This window comes from Geobacter hydrogenophilus, assembly GCF_018501225.1.
In the GTDB taxonomy this organism is placed as follows: Bacteria; Desulfobacterota; Desulfuromonadia; order Geobacterales; family Geobacteraceae; genus Geobacter; species Geobacter hydrogenophilus.
Genome location: NZ_JAHCZI010000020.1, coordinates 1 through 21,309, shown reverse-complemented (window position 1 = coordinate 21,309; position 21,309 = coordinate 1). Strand labels below are relative to the sequence as shown.

Genomic DNA, 21,309 nt, shown 5'->3' with positions numbered 1-21,309 from the left:
GTTCTGGCCTCGGGAACCGCAAACGGTGCGTTCGGCCGAAAAATTCAAGGGTGGATCGGCATATCGCCGATCAAGGGCAACGGCTGTGGCATCTTGAATCAATCGAGCGTAAAGGGAGCCCCCTCCACTTCTTCGTGCCGGATCTCGTCCACCGGCGATTTCTTCCCTTCGCCGGCATAGAGGCGGTTCGGTGCGTTGAAAACGATACCGTTCTCTCCGCCGATGTTCTTGTAGGCATGGACCACGCCGGGAGGGACAATCATGGCAAGGGGGGCATCAATGCCGGCGTAGATGGTCTGCTTGACCCCGAAAGTGACAGAGGTGGGCCGGACATCCCAGAGATAGACCTTGAAGTTGGAGGGGCCGATAAAGCAGAACCAGTCGGTCTGGTCCACGTGCTCGTGGGGTCCCCGGGCTACCCCCGGCTGTGTCATGGAGAGATAGGCCATGACCGGCATGGTGGCAGCATCGGTTTCATCGCTGCGGAACAGTTCGGCGAGCCACCCCCGCTCGTCGAGGAATTTCGTCAAGGGGCGCACCACTACGTCGTGAATCTTCCCTTTCTTGAACTCAGGAAAGTTTTGCATCGCCGTACCCTCCGCACAGGTCAGTTTCGTTATGGACCCGCACCAGGTATTCCCGGTACGAGGAGTTTGGAGTGGCGGCAATCACCTCCGTCATCTTGCGGCAGTCGATATACCCCATCCTCAGGGCTATCTCTTCGAGGCAGGCGATCTTGAGCCCCTGCCGGGCCTCCAGGGTGCCGATGAAGTGGGATGCCTCCAGGAGGCTCTGGTGGGTGCCGGTGTCGAGCCAGGCGATTCCCCGGCCGAGCTTTTCCACCATGAGTTCGCCCCGCCGCAGGTACTCCAGGTTCACGTCGGTGATCTCCAGCTCTCCCCGGGCGGAAGGGGTAAGATTGCGGGCAATCTCCGAAACCTTCCCGTCGTAGAGGTAGAGCCCCGGCACGGCGTAGTTGCTCCGGGGTGCCGCCGGCTTCTCCTCGATGCCGATGGCCTTGCCGGCACCGTCAAACTCCACCACACCGTACCGTTCGGGGTCGTTCACGTAGTAGCCGAAGATGAGAGCGCCTCCGGCAAAATCACGGACGGCTCGGTCGAGTCCCATCTTGCCGTAGAAGATGTTATCGCCGAGGATGAGGCAGACCGGATCGCCGGCAATGAACTCCTCACCCACCAGAAATGCCTGGGCGATTCCCTTGGGTTCGGGCTGCACCTTGTAGGTGAGCCGGATCCCCCAGCGGGAACCGTCGCCGAGGAGCGCCTGGAAGCGGGGGGTATCGTGGGGGGTGGAGATGATGAGAATGTCACTTATCCCGGCCATCATGAGGGTGGCCAGGGGATAGTAGATCATCGGCTTGTCGTAGACCGGCTGCAACTGCTTGCTGGCAACGAGGGTAAGGGGATACAGGCGGCTGCCGGCGCCGCCGGCGAGGATGATACCCTTCTTGATGGCCATCACGAACTCCATACCGGGGATTGACTCAAAATGGTCCTTCTGACAAGCGGTTATAGCACAGCAGGGAAAAGAGCGTCAAACCGTAACTCCCCCTCCTGTGGCCGTCCGTCCTCCCTGCGTTCTTGCCAGAATCACCCGGGCCGCGGCAAGGAGGTCGTCGCAGACCGTCACGTCGGGAGAGACAAGGCCGGCCTCGGCGACACCGTAGCCGGTCCTGACCAGAAGGGGGCGGCAGCCGGCGGCGATACCGGCTTCCACATCGGCCGCCTTGTCGCCGACGATCCAGGAACGGGCAAGGTCTATGCCCAGGTCCTGCGCTGCGGCGAGGAGCATGCCGGGAAGGGGCTTGCGGCAGGCGCATTCGGTGAGGTACGGCCCGATGCCGTGGCGGGGGTGGTGGGGACAGAGGTAGTAGGCGTCAATGGAGGCGCCGGCCGTTGCCAGCTCATTGTCCACGAAGCGATGGAGACGGTGGACCGCAGCCTCGTCGTAGTAGCCGCGGGCCACGCCAGACTGGTTGGTCACCACCACCACCAGAAACCCGGCCTCTTTCAACAGCCGGATCGCTTCCGGCGCCCCGGGGACGAACTCGAACTCCTCGACCCGGTGAAGGTACTCCTTCTCCACGTTGATGGTGCCGTCCCGGTCAAGAAAGACCGCCGCCCTTCCCTCCTCACTCCTCGCCATAGGCCCTCAAGATCTTATCGATGATGTTCGTGGTGGAGCGGCCATCCACGAAGGTCACGAGCTCGACCCGGCCGCCGTAGGACTCCACCACATCCTTCCCCACGACCCCTTCCGGCGTATAGTCTCCCCCTTTGACGAGTACCGCCGGCTTCAAGGTTTCGATGAGGCGCAGCGGGGTGTCCTCGTCGAAAATCACCACGTAGTCGATGCAGTCGAGGGCCGCCAGGATGTGGGCCCGCTCGGCCTCGTCGATGAGGGGACGCTTCTCCCCCTTGAGCCGGCGGACCGAGGCATCGCTGTTGAGCCCCAGCACCAGAACGTCGCCATAGCTTTTCGCTTTCTGGAGATACTTTACGTGTCCCACGTGGAGGAGGTCGAAGCAGCCGTTGGTGAAGACGATCTTCTTCCCCCTCCCCTTTTCCGTCTCGATGATCCCTGCCAGGACGTCCAGGTTCTTGATCTTGGCATCGCTGTCAGAGTGCTGGAACCCCATGGAGGTGACGATCTCGGCGGGCGACACGGTGGAGGTTCCCACCTTGCCCACCGCTATCCCCGCCGCCACGTTGGCGAGCCGGGCCGCATCGGCGAATCCCGCCCCGCAGGCAAGGGCAAGTCCCAGCATTGCCAGCACCGTGTCGCCGGCGCCGGTCACGTCGAACACCTCGCGGGCGGAGGTGGGGATGTGAACCACGCCGCCATCGCGAAGGAACAGGGACATCCCCTCCTCGCTCCGGGTGATGACGAGCGCCGTGAGGTCGGCCGTTTCCAGAAGCCGCTCGCCGGCCGCGCACAGACTCGCCGCGTCGCGGATGGCGATCCCCGACGCGGCCTCCGCCTCCTTGCGGTTCGGGGTGAGGAGTGTGGCGCCCCGGTACTTGGCGTAATCGTTCCCCTTGGGGTCCACCACCACGGGGATATTCCGCTCCCGGGCAACGGCGATCACCGCGGCCAGTAGCGTCGGGGTGAGGACTCCCTTCAGGTAGTCGGAGATGAGGATCACATTGAACCGGCCTCCCTGCTCCCGGAGAAAACCGACGATCTTCTCCTCGTAGTCGGCCCCGATGGGGTCACGGGACTCCCGGTCGATCCGGACGATCTGCTGGTTGGCCGCAACCACGCGGGTCTTGCGGCTCGTGGTCCGCAGCGGATCCTCGAAGACCCCCGACACGTCGACCCCCTTGCCGGAGAAGGCGTGGAGGAGAATCGTGCCGTTCTCGTCCCCTCCCACGACGCTGGCGACGCTCACGCGGCACCCCAGGGCCACCAGGTTGTTGGCCACGTTGCCGGCGCCGCCGATGCGGACCTCCTCCCGGGTCACGTCGAGCACCTGCACCGGGGCCTCGGGGGATATGCGCTCGGCCCTTCCCCAGAGATACTCATCAAGCATCAGGTCGCCGATGACAAGGGCGTTGATATCCCGGGCATGGGCGAAGAGCGATTCGACGTTTTTGCGTTCCATGCGTCCTCTCTCCAATGGCTCCCCGCGGGGCGCCCCTTGTTTCAGTTCAACCGGTCCAGGATCGCCGCGGCCAGAAGCGGAATCATGATCTCGTGGTGGCCGGTTACGGTGTAGCCGCGCCCCTTTCCCGACGTGGGACGCTTCACCACGTTCTGCAAGGGACGGTAGTGCTGCTGCATGTCGAAGTTGGCGGTGGAGAAGTGATCCACGTGGTGCCCCAGGTTCTGGGCGATGGAGAGGGCCTTGAGAAAGACCTCGGGGAGGAGCACGGCGCTTCCCACGTTGAGGTAGACCCCGCCGTCGCCGAGATCGGCCACCACGGAGGTGAGAAGCCGGAAGTCCCGGAAGGTGGCCTCGCCGATGACCGCGCCGTCGGCTGCCGGATGCTGGTGGATGATGTCGGTGCCGAGGGCCACGTGGACCGTGACGGGAATATCCCGCTCTACGCAGGTGGCCAGGAGGCTCCACTCCCGGAAGGGGTTCCCGTTCTCGATGATGAAACGCCCCACGGACTCGCCGTATCCCAGCCCCCGGGCGATTCCCTCCTTCAGGGCCCGGTTGATGTCACGGCCGGTCTCCTCGGCCATGCCGAAGGTGCCGCAGTGGAGAACCGCTCCCACGTCCTCGCTCGTCTCGCCGATGAGCGACAGTTCGTAATCATGGATGGAGCCGGCGCCGTTCAGGGCCACCGCCGTGATGGCGCCGGCCTCGATGAGCTTTTTCAGCACCGGCTGCAGGCCGCACTTGATCACGTGGGCGCCCATGGCGAGGATGACCGGCTTTCCCTTGGCCCTGGCATCGGCCACGGCATCGGCAACCCCGATGAGGGCCTCTCCTCCCAGTTGCCGCGGCAGAGCACCCATAAGGTCGGCAACGCTCATCCCCGCAGAAACCGGGCCGGCGAAGTCATTCTTGATGCTCACCTTGTTCTTCCGCTCGGCAAGGGGATAGGTGGAAACCCCCGAAAGGTCGACGGGACGGTATTTCATGTGAACAACCCCTTCTCCACGAGATCGCAGACGATGTGGATGATGGTGATGTGCCCCTCTTGGATACGGGGGGTGTCGCCGCTCGGAACGGTGATGTCCAGATCGACGATTTCCTTGATGGTCCCGCCGTCGCGCCCCAGGAGCCCCACGGTGATGCACCCGCGGTCGTTGGCGAGGGCTAGGGCGTCGTACACGTTCCGGGACGAGCCGCTCGTGGAGAGGCCGACAACCACATCCCCTTCGTCGGCCAGGGCCTCCACCTGGCGGCGGAAAACGGCGTCGAAGCCGTAATCGTTGCCTATGGCGGTAAGGATCGAGGTGTCGGTGGTGAGGGCCACGGCCGGCAACCCCCGGCGCTCCATCTTGAAGCGGCCGACGATCTCGGCGACAAAGTGCTGGGCATCGGCGGCGGAGCCTCCATTCCCCATGACGAGGAGCTTCTTCCCGCCTCCCAGGGCGGCAACGAGCATCCCGGCAAAGGTGGCAATTCGCGGCGTCAGCTCCCGTTCCACCGCCTCCATCACCTCCCGGCTGGAGCGGAGTTGGTTCGTGATTTCCTCATTCATGGCATCCTCCTGGAAATCTGCATCACTGTTCAAATGTAGCCGAATCGGCCGCAGGTGTCACCCGCTTTCACTCAGGGGATTCCGGGCGGTACAGCGACTCTTGCCGACACCGGATTGCGTCCGCGAGCCAGCCGAAGGGTTTGGCCCCCTCCACCCCGGGAATGGAGAGCCCGTCGACACCGGCTACCGTTACCGTGTCGCCACGGGCAGCCACAAGCTTCCCGGCGATCTTACGGATTTCACCCGTGGCAAAGAAGCGAGGCAGAGACACCATGTCAATATTGCGGTGAACAAAAGCGTGGCCGGTTTCCATGAGAGATTTGTGGAGGCCCGGATGAAGAATGAGGGTAAAGCTCTGCCCCATACGGGCGCCTCGGAGCATGACATCGACTTTTTCATGAACCGCTTCAGGCTCGGCATCCTTGGGGAAATAGACACAGAAGGCATCCTCACGCCCCCAGCGGGCCCGGCACGTTTCGACGCTCCGCCGTACGGTCTCCTCCCTTCGGGCAACGGAGCCGAGGGGAACCTCATTGGCATAGGCCACCACGGCCCCATCGACGGCAAAGGTCAGAAACCCGTTTTTATAGGCGCGGCGGGAATAGTCCTTGAGGCACCAGAGGCCGCCGTCGAGCTCTTCGTCAAAGCCCCCCTGGCGTTCAACGAGCTCCCTGCGAACCATTGTGGCCGCAAAGGAACCGTGGGACACCTCGGTGACCGTACCGGAAGGAACCGTGGACTTAGGCCGTCGGCCATGCCCCTCCCCAAGCTCCAGGCGTGGCACGACTATCCCCGCCTCGGGGCGGGAATCGGCCAGTTCGATCATCGGTTCCAGCCACCCCTTTGTCACCAGGGTTGTGTTTCGAATAAGGACCGCACAGGAAGCCTCCACCTGAGCGAGGCCACGGTTCACCGCCTTGACGAATCCCTGATTGGCGCTGGTTTTCAGAAAAAGCGCCCGTTCCCCCAGGATGTCGGAAAACTCCTCCAGAAGCCGTTCGGTCTCCCGGTCGCTGCCGTTATCGATGAGGATGAAACGGGCTGAGGGGGTGGTTTCCATGAGGGTGACCAGGCAGTTGCGGGTTTCAACGGGCCTGTTCCAGACGGGGATGAGTATGTCGACGCTGAAGGGTGTCATGGAATAATCGTTACGCCTGCGGGTAACGCCGTGAAGTGCGGTCGAAAACGAGGAAACCGCATGGAGGCTTGCCGGACCGGGAAGTCAAGCTTCCTGGCGGCGCGTCATCCATGCGGCTTATAACGGGCCTGCCCGCAACGCCTTTCGGGGGGCGGCGGGCAGAGACGAATCAGGACGAGACAGCGACCCGGCGAAGGAGGTTGAGTTCGTCGAGGACCTTGCCGGAACCGAGAACAACACAGGAGAGGGGATCCTCGGCGGTCACGACCGGCAGCCCCGTCTCTTCGCGGAGCAGCGCATCCAGATTGCGGAGCAGCGCCCCGCCGCCGGCCAGCACGATCCCCTTGTCAACGATATCGGCGGCAAGCTCGGGCGGGGTCCGCTCGAGACAGATCTTCACCGCATCCACGATGGCATTGACCGGTTCGGAGAGGGCGTCGCGGATCTCGTCGGAATTGATCTCCACCGTCTTCGGGATGCCGGAAACCAGATCGCGCCCCTTCACCTCCATGGGACGCACGTCGCCGATGGAGTAAGCCTCGCCAATCTCGATCTTGATAAGTTCGGCGGTCCGGTCGCCGATGAGGAGGTTGTACTTGCGCTTGATGTACTGGACGATGGCCTCGTCCATCTTGTCGCCACCCACCCGGACGCTCTTCGTGTAGACGATGCCGGCCAGGGAGATGACCGCCACCTCGGTGGTGCCGCCGCCAATGTCGACGATCATGTTGCCGGAGGCCTCGGTGATTGGCAGCCCCGCCCCGATGGCGGCAGCCATGGGCTCCTCGATGAGGTAGACCTCCCGGGCGCCGGCAGACTCGGCCGACTCCTTGACGGCCCGCTTCTCCACCTGGGTGATCCCCGAAGGGACGCAGATGACGATCCGGGGCCGGACCAGGGTCTTGCGGTTGTGGACCTTGTGGATGAAGTAGCGGAGCATCTCTTCGGTGATGTCGAAGTCGGCGATGACCCCGTCCTTCATGGGGCGGATGGCAGTGATGCTTCCCGGCGTCCGGCCGAGCATCTTCTTGGCCTCCATGCCGACGGCGAGAACCTTCTGCTGGCCGCTGTTCGTCTTCTGCACGGCAACCACCGACGGCTCGCGGACCACGATGCCCTTCCCCTTCAGGTAGACGAGGGTGTTGGCTGTTCCGAGGTCAATGGCCAGATCGTTCGAGAAAAGACCGAAGAGTGAGTCAAATATTTTAAGCATGCGCTAATCCCTTTCATTACGCGCGAAAGTGAGCTTTTTCGAAGCGTTGCATCGTAGCAGAAACCCCTTGGCCGTGCAAGGGGGAAAAGCTGGGCTGGGAGTATTCATGTTGCTTTTGGAAGGCAGGTTATAGTACTATGCGAACCCGTTGTTTCAGGGGTTACGGCACCGATTTCCCTCACGCAAAGGAGTCCTCGCGAATGCTCGGCATCATGCGAAAGTACAAGCAGTCCATGGTCATCAAGGTGGTCTTCGGCATCATCGTCCTCAGCTTCATCGGCACCATTTTTCTCGTCTGGGGCAAGGGTGATGGAGGACTCACCCCGTCGAGTTATGCCGTCAAGGTGGATCGCACAAAAATCAGTTACGAAGAATTCCAACGAACCTACTACCGTCTGCGCGACATCTACGCCCAGATTTACGGTCCGGCCCTCACTCCCGAGGTGGAGAAGCAGCTCAATCTGAAGAAGCAGGCCCTGGACTCCCTCATCGATGCGGCGCTGTTGCGGAAGGCCGCCAAAGACATGGGGGTAAAGGTATCCGAGGAAGAGGTGCAGAAGGCCATCGCCGCCATCCCCGCGTTCCAGAAAAACGGCGCCTTTGACTCCGCCCAGTACTTCGCCGTCCTCAAGGCGAACCGGCTCGCCCCCAAGGAATTCGAGGCGGGCCAGAGGGACGAGCTCATGGTGAAAAAGGCCCAGGACCAGATCAAGGCGAAGGCCCAGGTCACCGACGATGCGGCGCGACAGCTCTTCAAAAAAAAGAACGACCGGCTCAATCTCCAGCTCACCTCCTTTTCGCCGGAAGAGATCAAGGGGGAGATCAAACTCTCCGACCAGGATCTCACCGACTTCCTCGCCAAGAACCAGAATGAATTCAAGACGCCGGAGCAGATAAGCGTCTCCTACGTCCTGGCCGACCCGGCCAAGCTGGCGGGAAAGGTGGAGGTTACCGAGGCCGACATCCAGTCCTGGTACCAGAAGAACATTGACCGCTACCAGGGCAAGGGAGGCATTCTCCCTCTGGCCGAGGTCAAGGAGCAGGTGAAGGCCGATGCCCAACGCTTCTATGCGGGGCAGAAGGCCTACGAGCTGGCCGCTGCCTCCCTGAACAAGCACAAGGCTGCAGGGGATCTGGCCGCCGTGGCCCGGGAACTGGGAGGGGCCGTCAGCGAAACCCCGCTCTTTACCGCAAAAACTCCTGCACCGGCCCTGGCCGGCGAGAAAGAAGTGCTCACGCGGGCATTCCTCCTCAAGCAGAACGAGCTGGGCGGCCCAGTGGAGACCCCCAAGGGGATCTACATCCTGAAGATCAAGGAGCGTAAACCATCCGACGTGCCGCCCCTGGCCCAGATTCGCGCGAAGGTCGAAGAAAGGGCCAAGGCTGTCCGGGCGGTGGAACTGGCCAAGAAGAAGGCCGACGAAGCCCAGGCGAAGCTCGCCAAGGGTGACACGACCGGCCTAAAGCTGCAGGAGACCGGAAACTTTGCCTTTGACGCCAAAGGGAACGTTCCCGCGGTGGGAGTATCACCCGAACTTATGGAAGCGGCCTTTGCCCTGACCGACAAGGCCCCCGCCCCCCAGGCTCCCGTCAAGATCGGCAACCGCTGGGTCGCCTTCAGGCTCAAGGAGCGCACCGAGCTGAACGCTGCCGCCTTCCCGGCCGAGAAGGAAAAGATCAAGCAGGAACTCCTCCCGAAAAAGCAGGAGGAGGAACTGCAGAAGTGGCTCAAGGAACTGCGCGCGAAGGCGAAGATTGAGATCAACCCTGCCCTCAAGGATCAGTAGCGGGCACCATCACACGATTTACGAAAAAAGGAGACTGAGCCATGGCAAACCTGGTTCTCAAGACCGACTTCCCCGATCTGAAGCTTGTGGCCCGCGGCAAGGTCCGCGACATCTATGACCTGGGCGAAGCATTGCTGATCGTCACCACCGACCGGATTTCCGCCTTCGACGTCATCATGAACGAGGGGATCCCGGACAAGGGGTACGTCCTCACCCAGATCTCCGCCTTCTGGTTCCGCCAGATGGAGGACATCATCCCGAACCACATCATCTCCACCGAGGTAAAGGACTTCCCGGCAGAGTGCCAGAAGTACGCCGCCGACCTGGAAGGGCGCTCCATGCTGGTCAAGAAGGCAAAGCCTCTCCCCGCGGAGTGCATCGTGCGGGGCTACATCTCCGGCTCCGGTTGGAAGGACTACAAGGCCACCGGTTCCATCTGCGGCATCAAGCTCCCGGCGGGGCTCGTGGAGTCGGACAAGCTGGAGGAGCCGATCTTCACTCCCTCCACCAAGGCAGAACTGGGCACCCATGACGAGAACATCTCCTTCGATAAAATGGTCGAACTGGTTGGAAAGGAACAGGCCGAAAAGGTGCGCGACGTCACGATCGCTATCTACAAGCGGGCCCGGGATATCGCCGACGCAAAGGGGATCATCATTGCCGACACCAAGTTCGAGTACGGCATCTACAACGGCGAGCTCATCATCATCGACGAGTGCATGACCCCGGACTCATCCCGTTTCTGGCCCAAGGACAGCTACAAGCCGGGCGGCGCCCAGCCATCCTTCGACAAGCAGTTCCTGCGGGACTACCTGGAGACCCTCGACTGGAACAAGACCGCCCCGGCCCCGCCCCTTCCCGCCGAAATCGTCAAGAAAACCGGCGAAAAATACATGGAGGCCCTGGTGCGGCTCACGGGGAAAGGGAAGTAGTCATTCCCTCTGCTATGCACGAAAGCCCCGGCCATTAAGGTCGGGGCTTTGTTGTTTCTGACATCTGAGTATTCTTTCCAAATAGCAATGACGGAATCCCTCAACATGACGATCTTGAATGACACCGCATCATCTGCCAGGAGGATCTTCGCCGAATAGCCGCTTGTAATCTGCCCTGAAATCTTTGGGGCGGTCATTCTGATGGATCAAATACCCCGCAATCTCCCTAACCTTGGCCATGTCAACATGGCCACAACCCAGCATCAGCTTCAGCAATTCCAACGTCTTCAACGTATTGATTCCGAAGTCGCTCGCCAAAGCCAACATATCTGCATCATCGGTCACGACTGGTACGCCGAGCACGTAGGCATGGGCAAGGACGGTGACATCCACCCGCGACACTCCCGGATATTCAGTTCTGGCATGGTCGAACATGAAGTCGAACGCCTGTTCGATGTCCTTTTTCTCCTTCTTTGAGACCTGAAGGCGATGGGAGCGGTTTTCCGCATATTCCAGATCATTGACCCACGGGAACCTGTTACGAAGGCGGGGATTTTTGTTGTACTCGGCCTGCAGTTCCTTAATCACATACAAGCAGTACCGCTGCTCCCCGAACTCCACCTTGAGAAGCGGCCGAATACTCTGCGCCAACCGGAAGTAGACGTTGGTATCGATGAGGATTTTACTTTGCGGCATTGCAAAGCTCCTCATATACGTTCTGGGCGTCGAGGAAAGGTATATTGAGGATGCTTTGAACGAAGCTCGCCGACTTGCGGTGTGTTTTCAGGTACGTTCTGAGTATATCGAAGAAGGGGCTATTGAAATACTCTCTGGCACAGGCGACATAACGGGAAGCAGAGGGCTCCTTAGTGCCGAACAGAATCTCGCTTACCGGCTTGAAAGATTTGTTGAAGTTGGCGTTTGCCCCGTGAATGTCAAACGCTAAAGCAGGCTGATTGCTCCATTCAGCAAACTTGTTGATTTCCATATAAACCGTAACGGGCGAAATCACAAGACGCTCGGCAATCTCCTTGATACGGTTGACCTGAGCTCCCACAACGGGCAATCGTGACAGCCGGGCATACTCTTTTTCGGCAAGTTCTTTGGGAACCAGCAGCGCCCCGGCGAATGCCTCGGCAAAATCCTCTCCTTCGTCTCCCTGAAGCTGCGGGGCAAGCACATGCCCCAGTTCATGGGACATCCAGAACTTGAAGTCATGCAGCTTGCAATCGAGATTTAAATAGATCCAGGTGGTCAGTGACTCGGGGAGATGGATATGGAGGGCGTTTTCGTGCTTGTCCTTGTGCTCCCAGAGCACCGGGATCAGCACCGCATGGAGCCTGCCGAAAAAGTCGATCAGCTTTTCAAAGTGGATTTCGTCCGCTTCGTGCACTCCGATCTCTTCCCGCACCCGTCGAGCCGCCTTGTGCACGTACCCATACTCGTTGACCGGCCTCCTGAGCGTTGCCGGCTGGGCGAGGTCGTCAAACGGGAGATAGGGAACGAGCGTTTCCAGGATGCGCCCCATATCCCTGGCCTGCTCGACATACTCCGGGGTGATCTTGTGAGCCCCCTTTTTCCGGAAGGCAACGACCGGCTCATTGGGTGCCGGGAGCTTGATAACCAGTTCGGAAAAGGAGAGTTCGAGCAGCTGCGCCAGCTTGAGGAGCTTGTCGGGTCGGGGGTACTTCTCTTGCTTGAACCATTGAGAGACGGTTTCGCGGGAGACGCCCAGAGCTTTTGCGAGGGAGGATTGATTGTGGCCCAGAACTTCGGCCTGGGACGACAGCTTTTCGACATTGAGTTTGTTTGTCATGGACAAACTGTATACAGACCGTCAACTTTTGTCAACCAGGTATACGATTATTATCATCAGGTGATTATGCGCGGCGATACCGCGCTCCCCGCCGTTCGCCCGTTTGCCGCACCTTCCCTTCTTCCTTCAGCTGGCGGATTGCCCAGATCCATTCGGCATCCGTAATGCCGCTGGCGGCGGTGACGTCGGCGCGGGAGTAGTCGCGGCCCGGCTGCATGGCAGAGAAGATGCGATGGGGGATGGTGGCGCCGTAGGGGGCGGCGGGCTCGTCAGCAAGCAAAGCCTCCCTCACCCGACGCTTCGCGCCACCCTCTCCCTGAGGGCGAGGGTTGATGCTTTTACCCCTCTCCACCCGGGAGAGGGGCAGGGGTGAGGGGGATTTCTCCACCCGGATGCGCTCCAGCAACACCGATGCGGGTTCATCGTTCGGGTCCTGCGGCACCAGTTCGCCCCGGAAGGCTTTGGCGAGAATGGATTGGGTAAGCCTGTCCACGTGGGCCTTGGCCTTCTGGTAGCGGCCTTCGAGCTGATCGGCCAGGGTGAAGAGGGCTTCGACGCGGCGGACGATTTCGTGTTGTTCGGGGAGAGGGGGGAGGTTTAAAGGAAGCTCCCTGACACGTTGGCAATTCAATGCCTGAGGTCCAGAACCACTACCGCTTTGCCTTGTAGTCTCGTACTGGCATTGAAACCAGTACCAGAGGTACTTTGAGGCAATGATTTCGGAGTCAATAACAACCGCCGCAATATTCTGGTTTATCGTCGCTCCTATCTCAAGAACTGCCGTTTGCCCTCGGGTCTTCCCTTCACCGATCATTGCAAGCAATACGGTTCCTGAAGGGAGCAATCGGACAGAAGAATTATCATAACCATCCTTGCTGATGGTTTCTCGTGTTCCAGTGATAATGTTATTTCTGACTTCTCCAGAGCTTACCCAATTGATATCACCGTCCCAATACTGAGGGCATTTTCTTGAAGGGGTACTGCCGTTGCAAACTTTACCAACGTCTGCGATGCTACAGAGCTGCCACCCTTCCGGCAACTCCTCCCCCTCACCCCCGTTTTGTAGGGGCAATCCTTGTGATTGCCCTTCTTTTTGGGCGAACACAAGGTTCGCCCCTACACAATCCGTGTTTTCCTCCCGCCAATCCGCCGTCAGCCGCCCGGAGCAGGCAGCGGCAAGGACCGCCTGGCGAAAGCGCTTGAGGATGACCAGAATCTTTGCCAGCCGCTGTTGGCTGGCATCCACCTTGGCCAGCAGTTCTTCCAGCTTGGCGACGATGCGACGTTGTTCGTTGAGGGGGGGGAGAGGAATACTAGCTTCGCGTTGAGCAAGACCTGTTTGTACGAAAGGCTGAGCAGTGCCACCTTTCGGCCAAAAATCCTCGTTGTTCAATAGATAGAACAAATAGTTGAAAAGCTGTTCTGAATCAATAAAAGGACGGATGATAGCAGTATTTGCTATTGCCGTCCATTTGCCATTAGCTTTGAAACATTTTCCACATCGAGCACCGACGGAGCTCAATATGATAGCTCTGCCTTCGTGCTCGAAGCTTTCCATCAGGCCATCAGGGCCACTTCCGCTGAAGGCTGTATACTTTCCGCCTGACTCAAACATTTTCTTGGTAAGCTTGGAATTGCCTTGTGTAATTTTGACGATATCGCCAAGCAAAGGCATCTCCCACCCCGCCGGCAACCCTCCCCCCTCACCCCTTCCCCTCTCCCCCAGGGAGAGGGGTGTAAGTGTAAGTATAGTACCCTCGCCCTCCGAGAGAGGGTGGCGCGAAGCGCCGGGTGAGGGGCTGCGCTTGTTCCCCCTCAAACCTCCACCCCCTCTTCCCGCTCAATCAGCCGCACAATCTCCCGCAGGTCATGCACCACCGTCTCCAGCTCGGTGATCGCCTCAGCGGCCAGGTCCTGGGGCTCGGGAAGCTCGTCGCCGCTCTCCAGGGACTCATCCTTCAGCCAGGGAATATCCAGCTTATAGTCCCGGCCCCTGATATCCTCGATGGAAAAGGAGCGGAAACGCCCCGTCTCCCCCAGGTCAACGCGGGGGGAGCGGCCGTTGGGATCGGTGCCGTAGCAGGCTTCGAACTCGGCGAAGTGCCGGTCGGTGAGGGGACGGTCCTTCTTTGTGATGCCGGGGACGTTGGAGCGGGCGTCGAAGATCCAGACCGTCTCCGTGGGGAACCCCTTCTGGAAGAAGATGACGTTGGCCTTTACCCCCTGGCTGTAGGGGGTGAAGCTGCCCCGGGGAAGGCGCAGGACCGTGTGCAGGTTGCAGTCCTGCATGAGAATCTCGAAGACCTCTCCGGCCTTCCCCTCGAAGAGGCAGTTGTCGGGAAGAACCATGGCAGCCCGGCCGCCGGGCTTGAGGGTGTTCACCACATGCTGGACGAAGTTGAGCTGCTTGTTGCTGGTCTCGATGGTGAAGTCTTCCCGCTCCGGGGCCTGGTTAGCTCCCTTGGTGCCGAAAGGAGGATTGGTGAGCACCACGTCGTAATCCTCCCCGCGAGGCGGTTCGTAGATGGTGTCACCCAGGTGGATGTGGGGCTCGACGCCGTGCAGGTAGAGGTTCATGAGGGCAAGGCGGCGGGGCCGGGGAACCAGGTCTTGTCCGTAGTAGGTGGCAGTGCGGATGCGCTTGGCGTCGGTCCGGTCGAACACCCCCTTGCTCACCTGCACCAGCCATTCATAGGCGCAGACCAGGAAGCCGCCGGTGCCGCAGGCAGGGTCGCAGATCCTGAACCCGGCCTTGCCGCGGGGATCGGGGCGCATGACCCGGACAATGGACTGGATGAGGACCCGCGGGGTGAAGTACTGCCCCGCCCCCTTCTTCCCCTCGCTGGCCGCCTTTTCCAGGAGTCCCTCGAAGGCAGCCCCCTTCACGTCCACGTCCATGGAGGTCCACTCCTCATCGTCGATGAGGGCCACGATCCGCTTGAGGTTGACCGGGTTGCTGAAGCGGGAGGTGGATTGGGCGAAGATGTCGCCCAAAAGACCGCTCTGACGGGAGAGCGCCCGGAGCACGTCGCTGAAGTGGTCCAGCAGGGCCGTCCCCGCCTTGGCCTCCAGGGCCGGCCAACTGCAGTCGGTGGTGACCTTTTCCCCCTTCTCGTTGTTCCACGAGATGTGCTTGAGATCGATGTCCCGCTCGTCGGCCATCTTGAGGAAGAGCAGGTACGTCAGTTGCTCGATGTAATCGCCGTAATCTATGCCGTCATGGCGCAGGGTATGGCAGAACCCCCACAGTTTGTTCACAACATCACTCATGCCGCAATTGCCTCATTTATTTTCTTGAGAAGTTCAGGAAGCTGGCCGGCAAAGGCTTTGTTGGCCCGCCCCCAGCCGCCCACGTGGGAAAAGACCGGGATGTCGTCGAAATCATCCCGGCTGATGGAAAGGTTTTGTACCAGATGGATGCGGATGCGGTCCAGCCACTCCATCTGCTCCGGCGTAAACGCCTGGCTGCCGCTGATCCGCATCATGGCCCGCTGCACCCGCTCCTGGGCGGTGTAGAGCTCTTCATCCTCCCGGGCTGCATGCTTGACCATGGAGATGATGTCGACCATCGCCTTGTGGTAGGTGAGCTCATGGGCCTTCTGGAGCATCTCCTCGCTGAAGCGCAGCGGCGCGGCCACGAGCTTGCGGCGCAGTTCGGTCAGGGCCTCCATGCTCCAACCGGCCGGCCGGTTGAGAAGGATACTTACCGCCTCGATGTCGCTTTCGTGCTCGGTGATGTAGCGACTGAAGGCGGTCAGGTAGTCATCCGGCTTGTAGTCGTTGCCATCCACATCCCGTACCATCCAGACGCTGGACACCTGGTCCGCGGCTTCGTACCCCTTGAGGAACGTCCGCTCCGGCCGGTGGTAGTTGACCAGCAGGTCCTGGAATTCCTTGTTCCGCAGCAGGTTCATTGCACCGGTGAAGTCCTTGCGGAGGGCCTCGGGGAGCCCCCCGGCGTACCGCTCCATGTCCCCGTCGGGGATGAAGGCACTGAACTGCTCCCGGGCCGTGCCGGACATCTCCTTGGCGATGCGCTGGAGCCGCTTGACCAGGCAGCGGATATTGTGCTCCCGGTCCCGGTTCTGCCAGATATCCTCGATGATCTCGGCGATGGTCCGGCTCCTGGGGGCGGGTTTCTCGGCGGTGATGGCGGTGGCATTGCGAAAATAGGCAAGGAGCGTCCCGTCAAAGCAGTCAAAGACCGTGAAGTGGGACTTGTCCTTCCACCGCTCACCCTTCCGGGTGCCGCGCCCCAACATCTGCTCGAAGAGAATACGGGACTTGACCGGACGGAGGAAGATGATGAACTCCAGGTCGGGGATGTCGACCCCGGTGGAGAGGAGGTCGACGGTCACGGCAACGGAGGGTTGGGGGCGGTTGCGGAACTCCCGGATCCGCTGCAGGGGGCGGTCGACCCGGCCGGTGATCTTGCGGGCAAAGGACTCGCCCTGGCCAAAGACGTCGCACACCATCGCCACCAGTTGGTCGGCGTGGGAGGTGTGGGGGAGGTCGTTGGCGGCGAAGATGAGAGTCTTGGGAAAGCGGCCGTGGCGCTGTTCGTGCGCCTCGGCGTACTTTTTGATCTCCTGGAGGATCTTCCGGTTGGAGTCGGGAACCGTCACGTCCCGCTCCACGGCGGCTGCATCGTAGTTCCGCTCGTCCTCCAGGTAGTCCATCTGTTCCGAGCCAGTTTCGGTGTCGACCCGCCCGACCAGTTCCCCCTCTTTCAGAAACGTGCCGTTCATCCGCACGTCGGACCTGACGGCGACCAGATCGTAGTCCACCAGGTGCCCCTCGCGCACCGCCCGCTCGTATTCATACCGGAACACCACATCGCGGAAGTAGGTGGTGGTGTGGGCTGCCGGGGTGGCGGTCAGACCGATCTTGATGGCATCAAAATGGTCCAGCGTTGCCCGCCAGATTGCCAGCTCGCTGGCAGTATACCCCCGGTGGCACTCGTCGGCGATGATGACATCGAAGGCATGGATGGGAATGAGAAGCTGGATGGCGTCGTCCTCGCCGTCTCCTTCCTCGTCGCCGAAGGCTGCCGCTTTGCCGAAGAGATTGATGGTCATCCGCTGGATGGTGCTGACATAGAGGAAGGTGGTGCCCGGCCTGGGGTCGGTCAGGTAGCTGTTGGGGAGCACCTTGGGGTCGAACTTCTCGTTCTCGTCGAAATCCTCAGCCTGAAAGCGCTGGCTGTAGACCTCATAGATTTTGTCGAACTTGAGCCCCGGCTCCGGCTCGAAGGAGGCGAATGAGCGCACCGCCTGGGCCGCCAAGGCACGGCGGTCCACCAGGAAGAGAATGCGCCGGGCAACGCCGGACTTCATCAGGCGGTAGACCTCGTTGACCATGGTGAAGGTCTTGCCGGTGCCGGTCGCCATGGCCACCAGCATGTGGCGTTTCCGCTGTTCTATAGCCTTCTCTATTTCTCCATTGCACTCGATCTGGTAGTCCCGCAACCGCCCGTGGCTGTTGGGAAGGGCCTGGAGCGCCCGGCACACGGCCCCGAAGTCGCTCTGGAGTTTTTCCTGCAGTGCCGCCGGAGAGTGAAAGGCGGCGACGGGGCGCGAGCGGTTGAACTCGTGACGGATGTCGTGGTGCCAGATGGCTTCGCCGTTGGTGGAGTAGAGGAAGGGTACGCGATAGGAGCCGAAACGCAGAGGGTTTGACGATGCGCCCCGGGAGTACCGTTCCGCCTGGGTCAGGACGTTCCGGGGACCGAGGGAGAGCTTCTTGGCTTCGACGATGCCGAGAATCCGGCCGCCGACGCAGAGGGCGTAGTCGGCAGGGCCGTTATCGGTGGGATATTCGACGATGGCGGAGCAATCAAGCTCCGAAAGGGGTTTGCCGGAGTCAAAGGGGACAATCTTCCAGCCGGCCGCAGCCAGTTGGGGGTCAATCAAGGTGCGGCGGGTGAGCCATTCAGAGTTGGCTGGTGAAGCTGTTTTTCTGCCCGGCATCGACCTCCTCCCTCCCCATAAGCACTCATTGCATCACAAAAAAACTTCTGGATTCTTAGCACAGAACGGGGGGTAAGGCAATGAACGGCAATGGCCTTCTCCCGGTCACTTCTTCCCGTCCCCGTCGTTCAGGTAATCCCCCAACACCCCGCGGCTGTGCTCGTCGTCGTGGCACCAGACGCAGAGGTTCTCCCAGTTGCTCCCGTCGGGGGGATTATTGAGGTGGTTCCCATCCCGGTGATGCACCGTGAGGAGATGGAGGCTGGCAATATCGAACTCCCGGCCGCACTTGGCGCAGATCCAGCCGTGTATTTTCAGCGACTGCTCCCGGTAACTGCCAGGGGCGCTTTGCTCCCCCCTCATCCGCCGTACCATCTCGTCGAGCTCTGCCTGGCTCTTTTCGGCCGGTTTTCCCGGCCGGCGCGGCCTGAACGTCTGTCCCATGGTTTTCACTTCCTGGCAAATGGGCTTTTTCAAAACGAAGCGGGGCGATCCCCCGTCTTTCTCTATTTGTTGTGCCCCTTCCCTCTTCCCTTCCCTTTGCCGTAGTCATCCCGTTGCTCCCAGGTTCTGCCCGGCCTCCCGGTGAGGGCGAAATCCCCCCTCTTGAGGGCATGGAACTCAGCCGAACCGGGCTTGATGCCAAGGCTTTTTGCGATCACCCCCCACCCCTTCCCCCGATTGGCCTGATAGGTCTGGAGCACCCTTTGGTACGGCTGATGGGTCATCTGGCCCAACTGGTAGATCATGAAGGCATCGGCCGGTTCCCTCACCGTGCCCAGCGTCGCGCTCACCTGGACGCCGGGCACGCCGAACTGGGCGCTGAGCCTGCCGGCAAAGCCGCTCAGGTCAGCACGGGCCTGCACGTTGAGGTTGCTGAGGAAGCCGTCGAGACCGCCGGCGGCCAGAGCTGCGGTGCAGGTGAACGTCAGTGCGAGCAGGTACAGTGCGATTTTTTTCATGAAAGTCCTCCGTGGTGTATTTGCTCTGTCAAAGGCAAAATCAATCTTAGCATAAAAAAAGCCCCCGACGAAGCGGGGGCTTTTATGGCATTTACAATCTAACGCCGCAGGCTATGGACGCTCTGGGGCATCCCAAGCACCGGTCGTCCGACTCCACCTGATCAGGTAGACCATGCTTTCCGTGGTGCCAGTGGCCAGCGTCGTCAGGGTACCGTCAGTGTACGCAGTAGCACCCTTGGCATAAACTGCCGGTTGCGTTGCAAGGGCAGTGGTGCCGACAGAAAGGTCATTGACCTTGTTGTCGAGGAAGTCGATCGTGTCATAGATCAGGCGCCGGGTGTAGGTACGGGCGTGGGCATAGGCGGCCGGGTCATTGGACAGAAGTTTCACGTTGAATGCCGCCCCGAGCAGATAGCGGGCTTCCGTGGCGGTCAGTGTACCGCCGCGCGTCCAGTCTTTGCAGGCAGTTGCGCCAGTCGCATCAAGGGTCAGGTCGTAGAAACCAGCACTGCCTGAAGTTGCATCGAAAACGACCCGGATGTTGTACTTGCTCTCAAAGAGGGCTGCAGCCAGCTTAAGGGCGTTTTCGAAGACTTCCTTCTGCGGCTCAAGGAAAATGGTACCGAAGTTGGCATTGGTCAGCGCCACGCCACCTTCAGAATCATGGCACTTGACGCACACTTGATCGAACGCCGAGGCGTTGATTTTCAGCGAGTGTCCCCCCTTCATGTGGCAGACAACGCAGGGGCCGTTTGAGTCGAGGTTACCGGAAACGAAGAAGGCCGGGTTGTGGCTATCGCCGTTGATGGCAGTAGTGCCCAGTTTGCGGTGGGTGCTCGTTACGCCGCCGGAGAGATCGTCTGCCGAGAGCAGTGTCTTGGCGTAGGTCGAAGTACCGATGACCGTGTTGCCCGGGACGAAGTCGATGAAACCCTGCTTCATGTACATGAGGCCTGCTGCCGGGAGGTAGTGTGCTGACGGGACACTGGCATTGGAAAGGGTCGCGACGGCCCAGACATCACCGCCGCCGGTGCGGCCGGCATGGCAGGGGACGCACAGTTTGGTGTCGCCGACGTTGGAGGGGAAGTTCTTGCCGATGCCAGCGCTTCTCTTGTAGGGAGTCGAGAAGTTGATGAAGCTCGTGATGCTCGGGTCAGAAGAAATCCGCTTCCAGCTGTAGTCGGTGTGGCAGGCGCTGCAGCCGACAACCTCGCGGGCGTTGGTGTACTGGCCGAACGTCGCTTTAGGCAGAACCGCCTGGGCGTTGGTCACATAGTACCGGAACCCGGAGCCCGTGTGGCAACGTCCGCAATTGCCGCTGCTCTGTTTCCGCCAGGGATCTTCCGTAAACGGCAAGTCTGCAGTGGCGGCATGAGCAGAACCAGCCCACTGTTGGTTGATCGTCATGAGGGTGGTCGTGTCATGGGGATTGTGACAGGTTTGGCAGCCGTTGCCGCCCGGGAAGGTCATGTTCCCTTGGGCCACTCCGCCGGTCCGATCCAGTGACGAGACATAGAATGCCTTGGTCGGATCTGCCGGATCACCGAAGTGAGCGACACCCGTGCGCATAGTGGCTGCGGTATGGCACTCTTCGCAGACGGCATTCGAAGGATTCTTGGTGACGCTGCCGTTCGGGTGGCCTTGAGGCTTATGGCAGTCGCCGCACGATGCACCGTTTCCGGTGTTGTGCTTGGATGCCTTCCACTCATCGACTATCAGGGCACCGGTGACCGGGCTAACCTTCGTCGAGTGACAGCTGATACAGCCAGCCGACGCCTGGAAGGAAGCACTCTGCTGATCGATGGCGCTTTCGCGATTGCTGCTGCCGCATCCGTACAGGGCAAACATCGCCGCTGTTCCCAGCAACAGAGTCAAACTTTTAGACAACTTCATGTGGCGTACCTCCTTGTTGTGGTGTGAGACTAGAGCGTGTGGCACTTCCGGCATGACCGGTCGCTTCGATCAATAATGTTGCCACCCTTGAAGTTTCTGGGGTGAGGGTTGATGCCGGAACCTCCCTTGCCGCTGGTGGCATGGCAGGAAAGGCAGACGTCACCATCGGGATGGCAGGTCTGGCATGACTGGAGGTTCCTGCGGGCCTCGGTGGCATGCTCGCTGTTCCAGATGTAGCTCTGGGTGGTTCCGCTTCTCAGGTGCGACTTGATCCGCAACGACCCTTTGGGGAACCGGCTGTGGCACTGGTTGCAGTAGGAGGGCTCGTGGCAGCGGTTGCAGCTCTGGGGATTGTCCAGGGCCTTGATCGGATGGATGTTGATGAAATCCGTCCGGTGGCTCTTGGGTACATAGTCGCG

At 60.7% G+C, this 21,309-nt stretch carries 18 protein-coding genes and 1 pseudogene; 2 read left to right on the top strand and 17 right to left on the bottom strand.

Annotated elements, in window-relative coordinates; all coding sequences use genetic code 11:
- Positions 1–98 precede the first annotated feature (98 nt).
- From KI811_RS18105 to KI811_RS18070, 8 genes are all read right to left on the bottom strand, one after another.
- Positions 99–587 carry a dTDP-4-dehydrorhamnose 3,5-epimerase family protein gene (locus tag KI811_RS18105; protein WP_214187874.1) on the bottom strand — a complete coding sequence of 163 codons (489 nt, stop codon included), beginning with the start codon at positions 585–587 and terminating at the stop codon, positions 99–101.
- The gene (gene rfbA / locus KI811_RS18100; RefSeq protein ID WP_214187873.1) at positions 571–1,479 is read right to left on the bottom strand and encodes a glucose-1-phosphate thymidylyltransferase RfbA; all 909 of its coding nucleotides are present in this window, start codon (positions 1,477–1,479) and stop codon (positions 571–573) included. The genes KI811_RS18105 and rfbA overlap by 17 nt, the downstream gene beginning before the upstream one ends.
- A 75-nt stretch (positions 1,480–1,554) precedes the next feature.
- Positions 1,555–2,166, bottom strand: coding sequence for a D-glycero-beta-D-manno-heptose 1,7-bisphosphate 7-phosphatase (gene gmhB / locus KI811_RS18095; RefSeq protein WP_214187872.1), 612 nt, complete (start codon positions 2,164–2,166; stop codon positions 1,555–1,557).
- Positions 2,153–3,625: a D-glycero-beta-D-manno-heptose-7-phosphate kinase gene (gene rfaE1 / locus KI811_RS18090; RefSeq protein ID WP_214187871.1), complete on the bottom strand. Its 1,473-nt coding sequence runs from the start codon at positions 3,623–3,625 to the stop codon at positions 2,153–2,155. Before rfaE1 ends, gmhB begins: the two co-directional genes overlap by 14 nt.
- A gap of 41 nt (positions 3,626–3,666) precedes the next feature.
- A complete protein-coding gene (locus tag KI811_RS18085) occupies positions 3,667–4,614 on the bottom strand; it encodes a GSU2086 family protein (protein ID WP_214187870.1) in 948 nt (315 codons plus the stop codon).
- On the bottom strand, positions 4,611–5,180 hold the full coding sequence (locus tag KI811_RS18080) for a D-sedoheptulose 7-phosphate isomerase (RefSeq protein ID WP_214187869.1): 570 nt from the start codon (positions 5,178–5,180) through the stop codon (positions 4,611–4,613). Before KI811_RS18080 ends, KI811_RS18085 begins: the two co-directional genes overlap by 4 nt.
- A 67-nt stretch (positions 5,181–5,247) precedes the next feature.
- Positions 5,248–6,318, bottom strand: a complete 1,071-nt coding sequence (locus KI811_RS18075; RefSeq protein WP_214187868.1) for a glycosyltransferase family 2 protein — start codon at positions 6,316–6,318, stop codon at positions 5,248–5,250.
- A 169-nt stretch (positions 6,319–6,487) separates the two neighbouring features.
- Entirely contained in the window at positions 6,488–7,531 is a 1,044-nt protein-coding gene (locus KI811_RS18070; protein ID WP_214187867.1) for a rod shape-determining protein, read from the bottom strand.
- 200 nt (positions 7,532–7,731) lie between these two features.
- On the opposite strand from KI811_RS18070, the gene KI811_RS18065 reads away from it, so the two are divergent.
- Both KI811_RS18065 and KI811_RS18060 read left to right on the top strand, forming a co-directional pair.
- Positions 7,732–9,318 (top strand): SurA N-terminal domain-containing protein, encoded by a 1,587-nt coding sequence (locus tag KI811_RS18065; protein WP_214187866.1) that lies wholly within the window; start codon positions 7,732–7,734, stop codon positions 9,316–9,318.
- 41 nt (positions 9,319–9,359) lie between these two features.
- A complete protein-coding gene (locus tag KI811_RS18060; protein WP_214187865.1) occupies positions 9,360–10,250 on the top strand; it encodes a phosphoribosylaminoimidazolesuccinocarboxamide synthase in 891 nt (296 codons plus the stop codon).
- A gap of 129 nt (positions 10,251–10,379) precedes the next feature.
- Here the strand turns inward: KI811_RS18060 and KI811_RS18055 are convergent, their stop codons facing one another.
- The 9 genes and pseudogenes from KI811_RS18055 to KI811_RS18015 form a co-directional block, all read right to left on the bottom strand.
- Positions 10,380–10,946 (bottom strand): hypothetical protein, encoded by a 567-nt coding sequence (locus KI811_RS18055; protein WP_214187864.1) that lies wholly within the window; start codon positions 10,944–10,946, stop codon positions 10,380–10,382.
- Positions 10,933–12,066: a helix-turn-helix domain-containing protein gene (locus KI811_RS18050; protein ID WP_214187863.1), complete on the bottom strand. Its 1,134-nt coding sequence runs from the start codon at positions 12,064–12,066 to the stop codon at positions 10,933–10,935. Before KI811_RS18050 ends, KI811_RS18055 begins: the two co-directional genes overlap by 14 nt.
- A 64-nt stretch (positions 12,067–12,130) precedes the next feature.
- A complete protein-coding gene (locus tag KI811_RS18045; protein ID WP_281415287.1) occupies positions 12,131–13,759 on the bottom strand; it encodes a restriction endonuclease subunit S in 1,629 nt (542 codons plus the stop codon).
- Between the two features lie 122 nt (positions 13,760–13,881).
- The gene (locus KI811_RS18040) at positions 13,882–15,324 is read right to left on the bottom strand and encodes a class I SAM-dependent DNA methyltransferase (protein ID WP_214187861.1); all 1,443 of its coding nucleotides are present in this window, start codon (positions 15,322–15,324) and stop codon (positions 13,882–13,884) included.
- 8 nt (positions 15,325–15,332) lie between these two features.
- Positions 15,333–18,035: a type I restriction endonuclease subunit R gene (locus tag KI811_RS18035; RefSeq protein ID WP_214187860.1), complete on the bottom strand. Its 2,703-nt coding sequence runs from the start codon at positions 18,033–18,035 to the stop codon at positions 15,333–15,335.
- A gap of 105 nt (positions 18,036–18,140) precedes the next feature.
- Positions 18,141–18,479, bottom strand: coding sequence for a YajD family HNH nuclease (locus KI811_RS18030; RefSeq protein ID WP_214187859.1), 339 nt, complete (start codon positions 18,477–18,479; stop codon positions 18,141–18,143).
- A 62-nt stretch (positions 18,480–18,541) separates the two neighbouring features.
- Positions 18,542–18,997 carry a hypothetical protein gene (locus tag KI811_RS18025; RefSeq protein ID WP_214187858.1) on the bottom strand — a complete coding sequence of 152 codons (456 nt, stop codon included), beginning with the start codon at positions 18,995–18,997 and terminating at the stop codon, positions 18,542–18,544.
- Positions 18,998–19,108: 111 nt separating this feature from the next.
- Positions 19,109–20,890, bottom strand: a complete 1,782-nt coding sequence (locus KI811_RS18020) for a cytochrome c3 family protein (RefSeq protein ID WP_214187857.1) — start codon at positions 20,888–20,890, stop codon at positions 19,109–19,111.
- A 29-nt stretch (positions 20,891–20,919) separates the two neighbouring features.
- Positions 20,920–21,309, bottom strand: a pseudogene (locus tag KI811_RS18015) (cytochrome C); the annotation flags it as partial.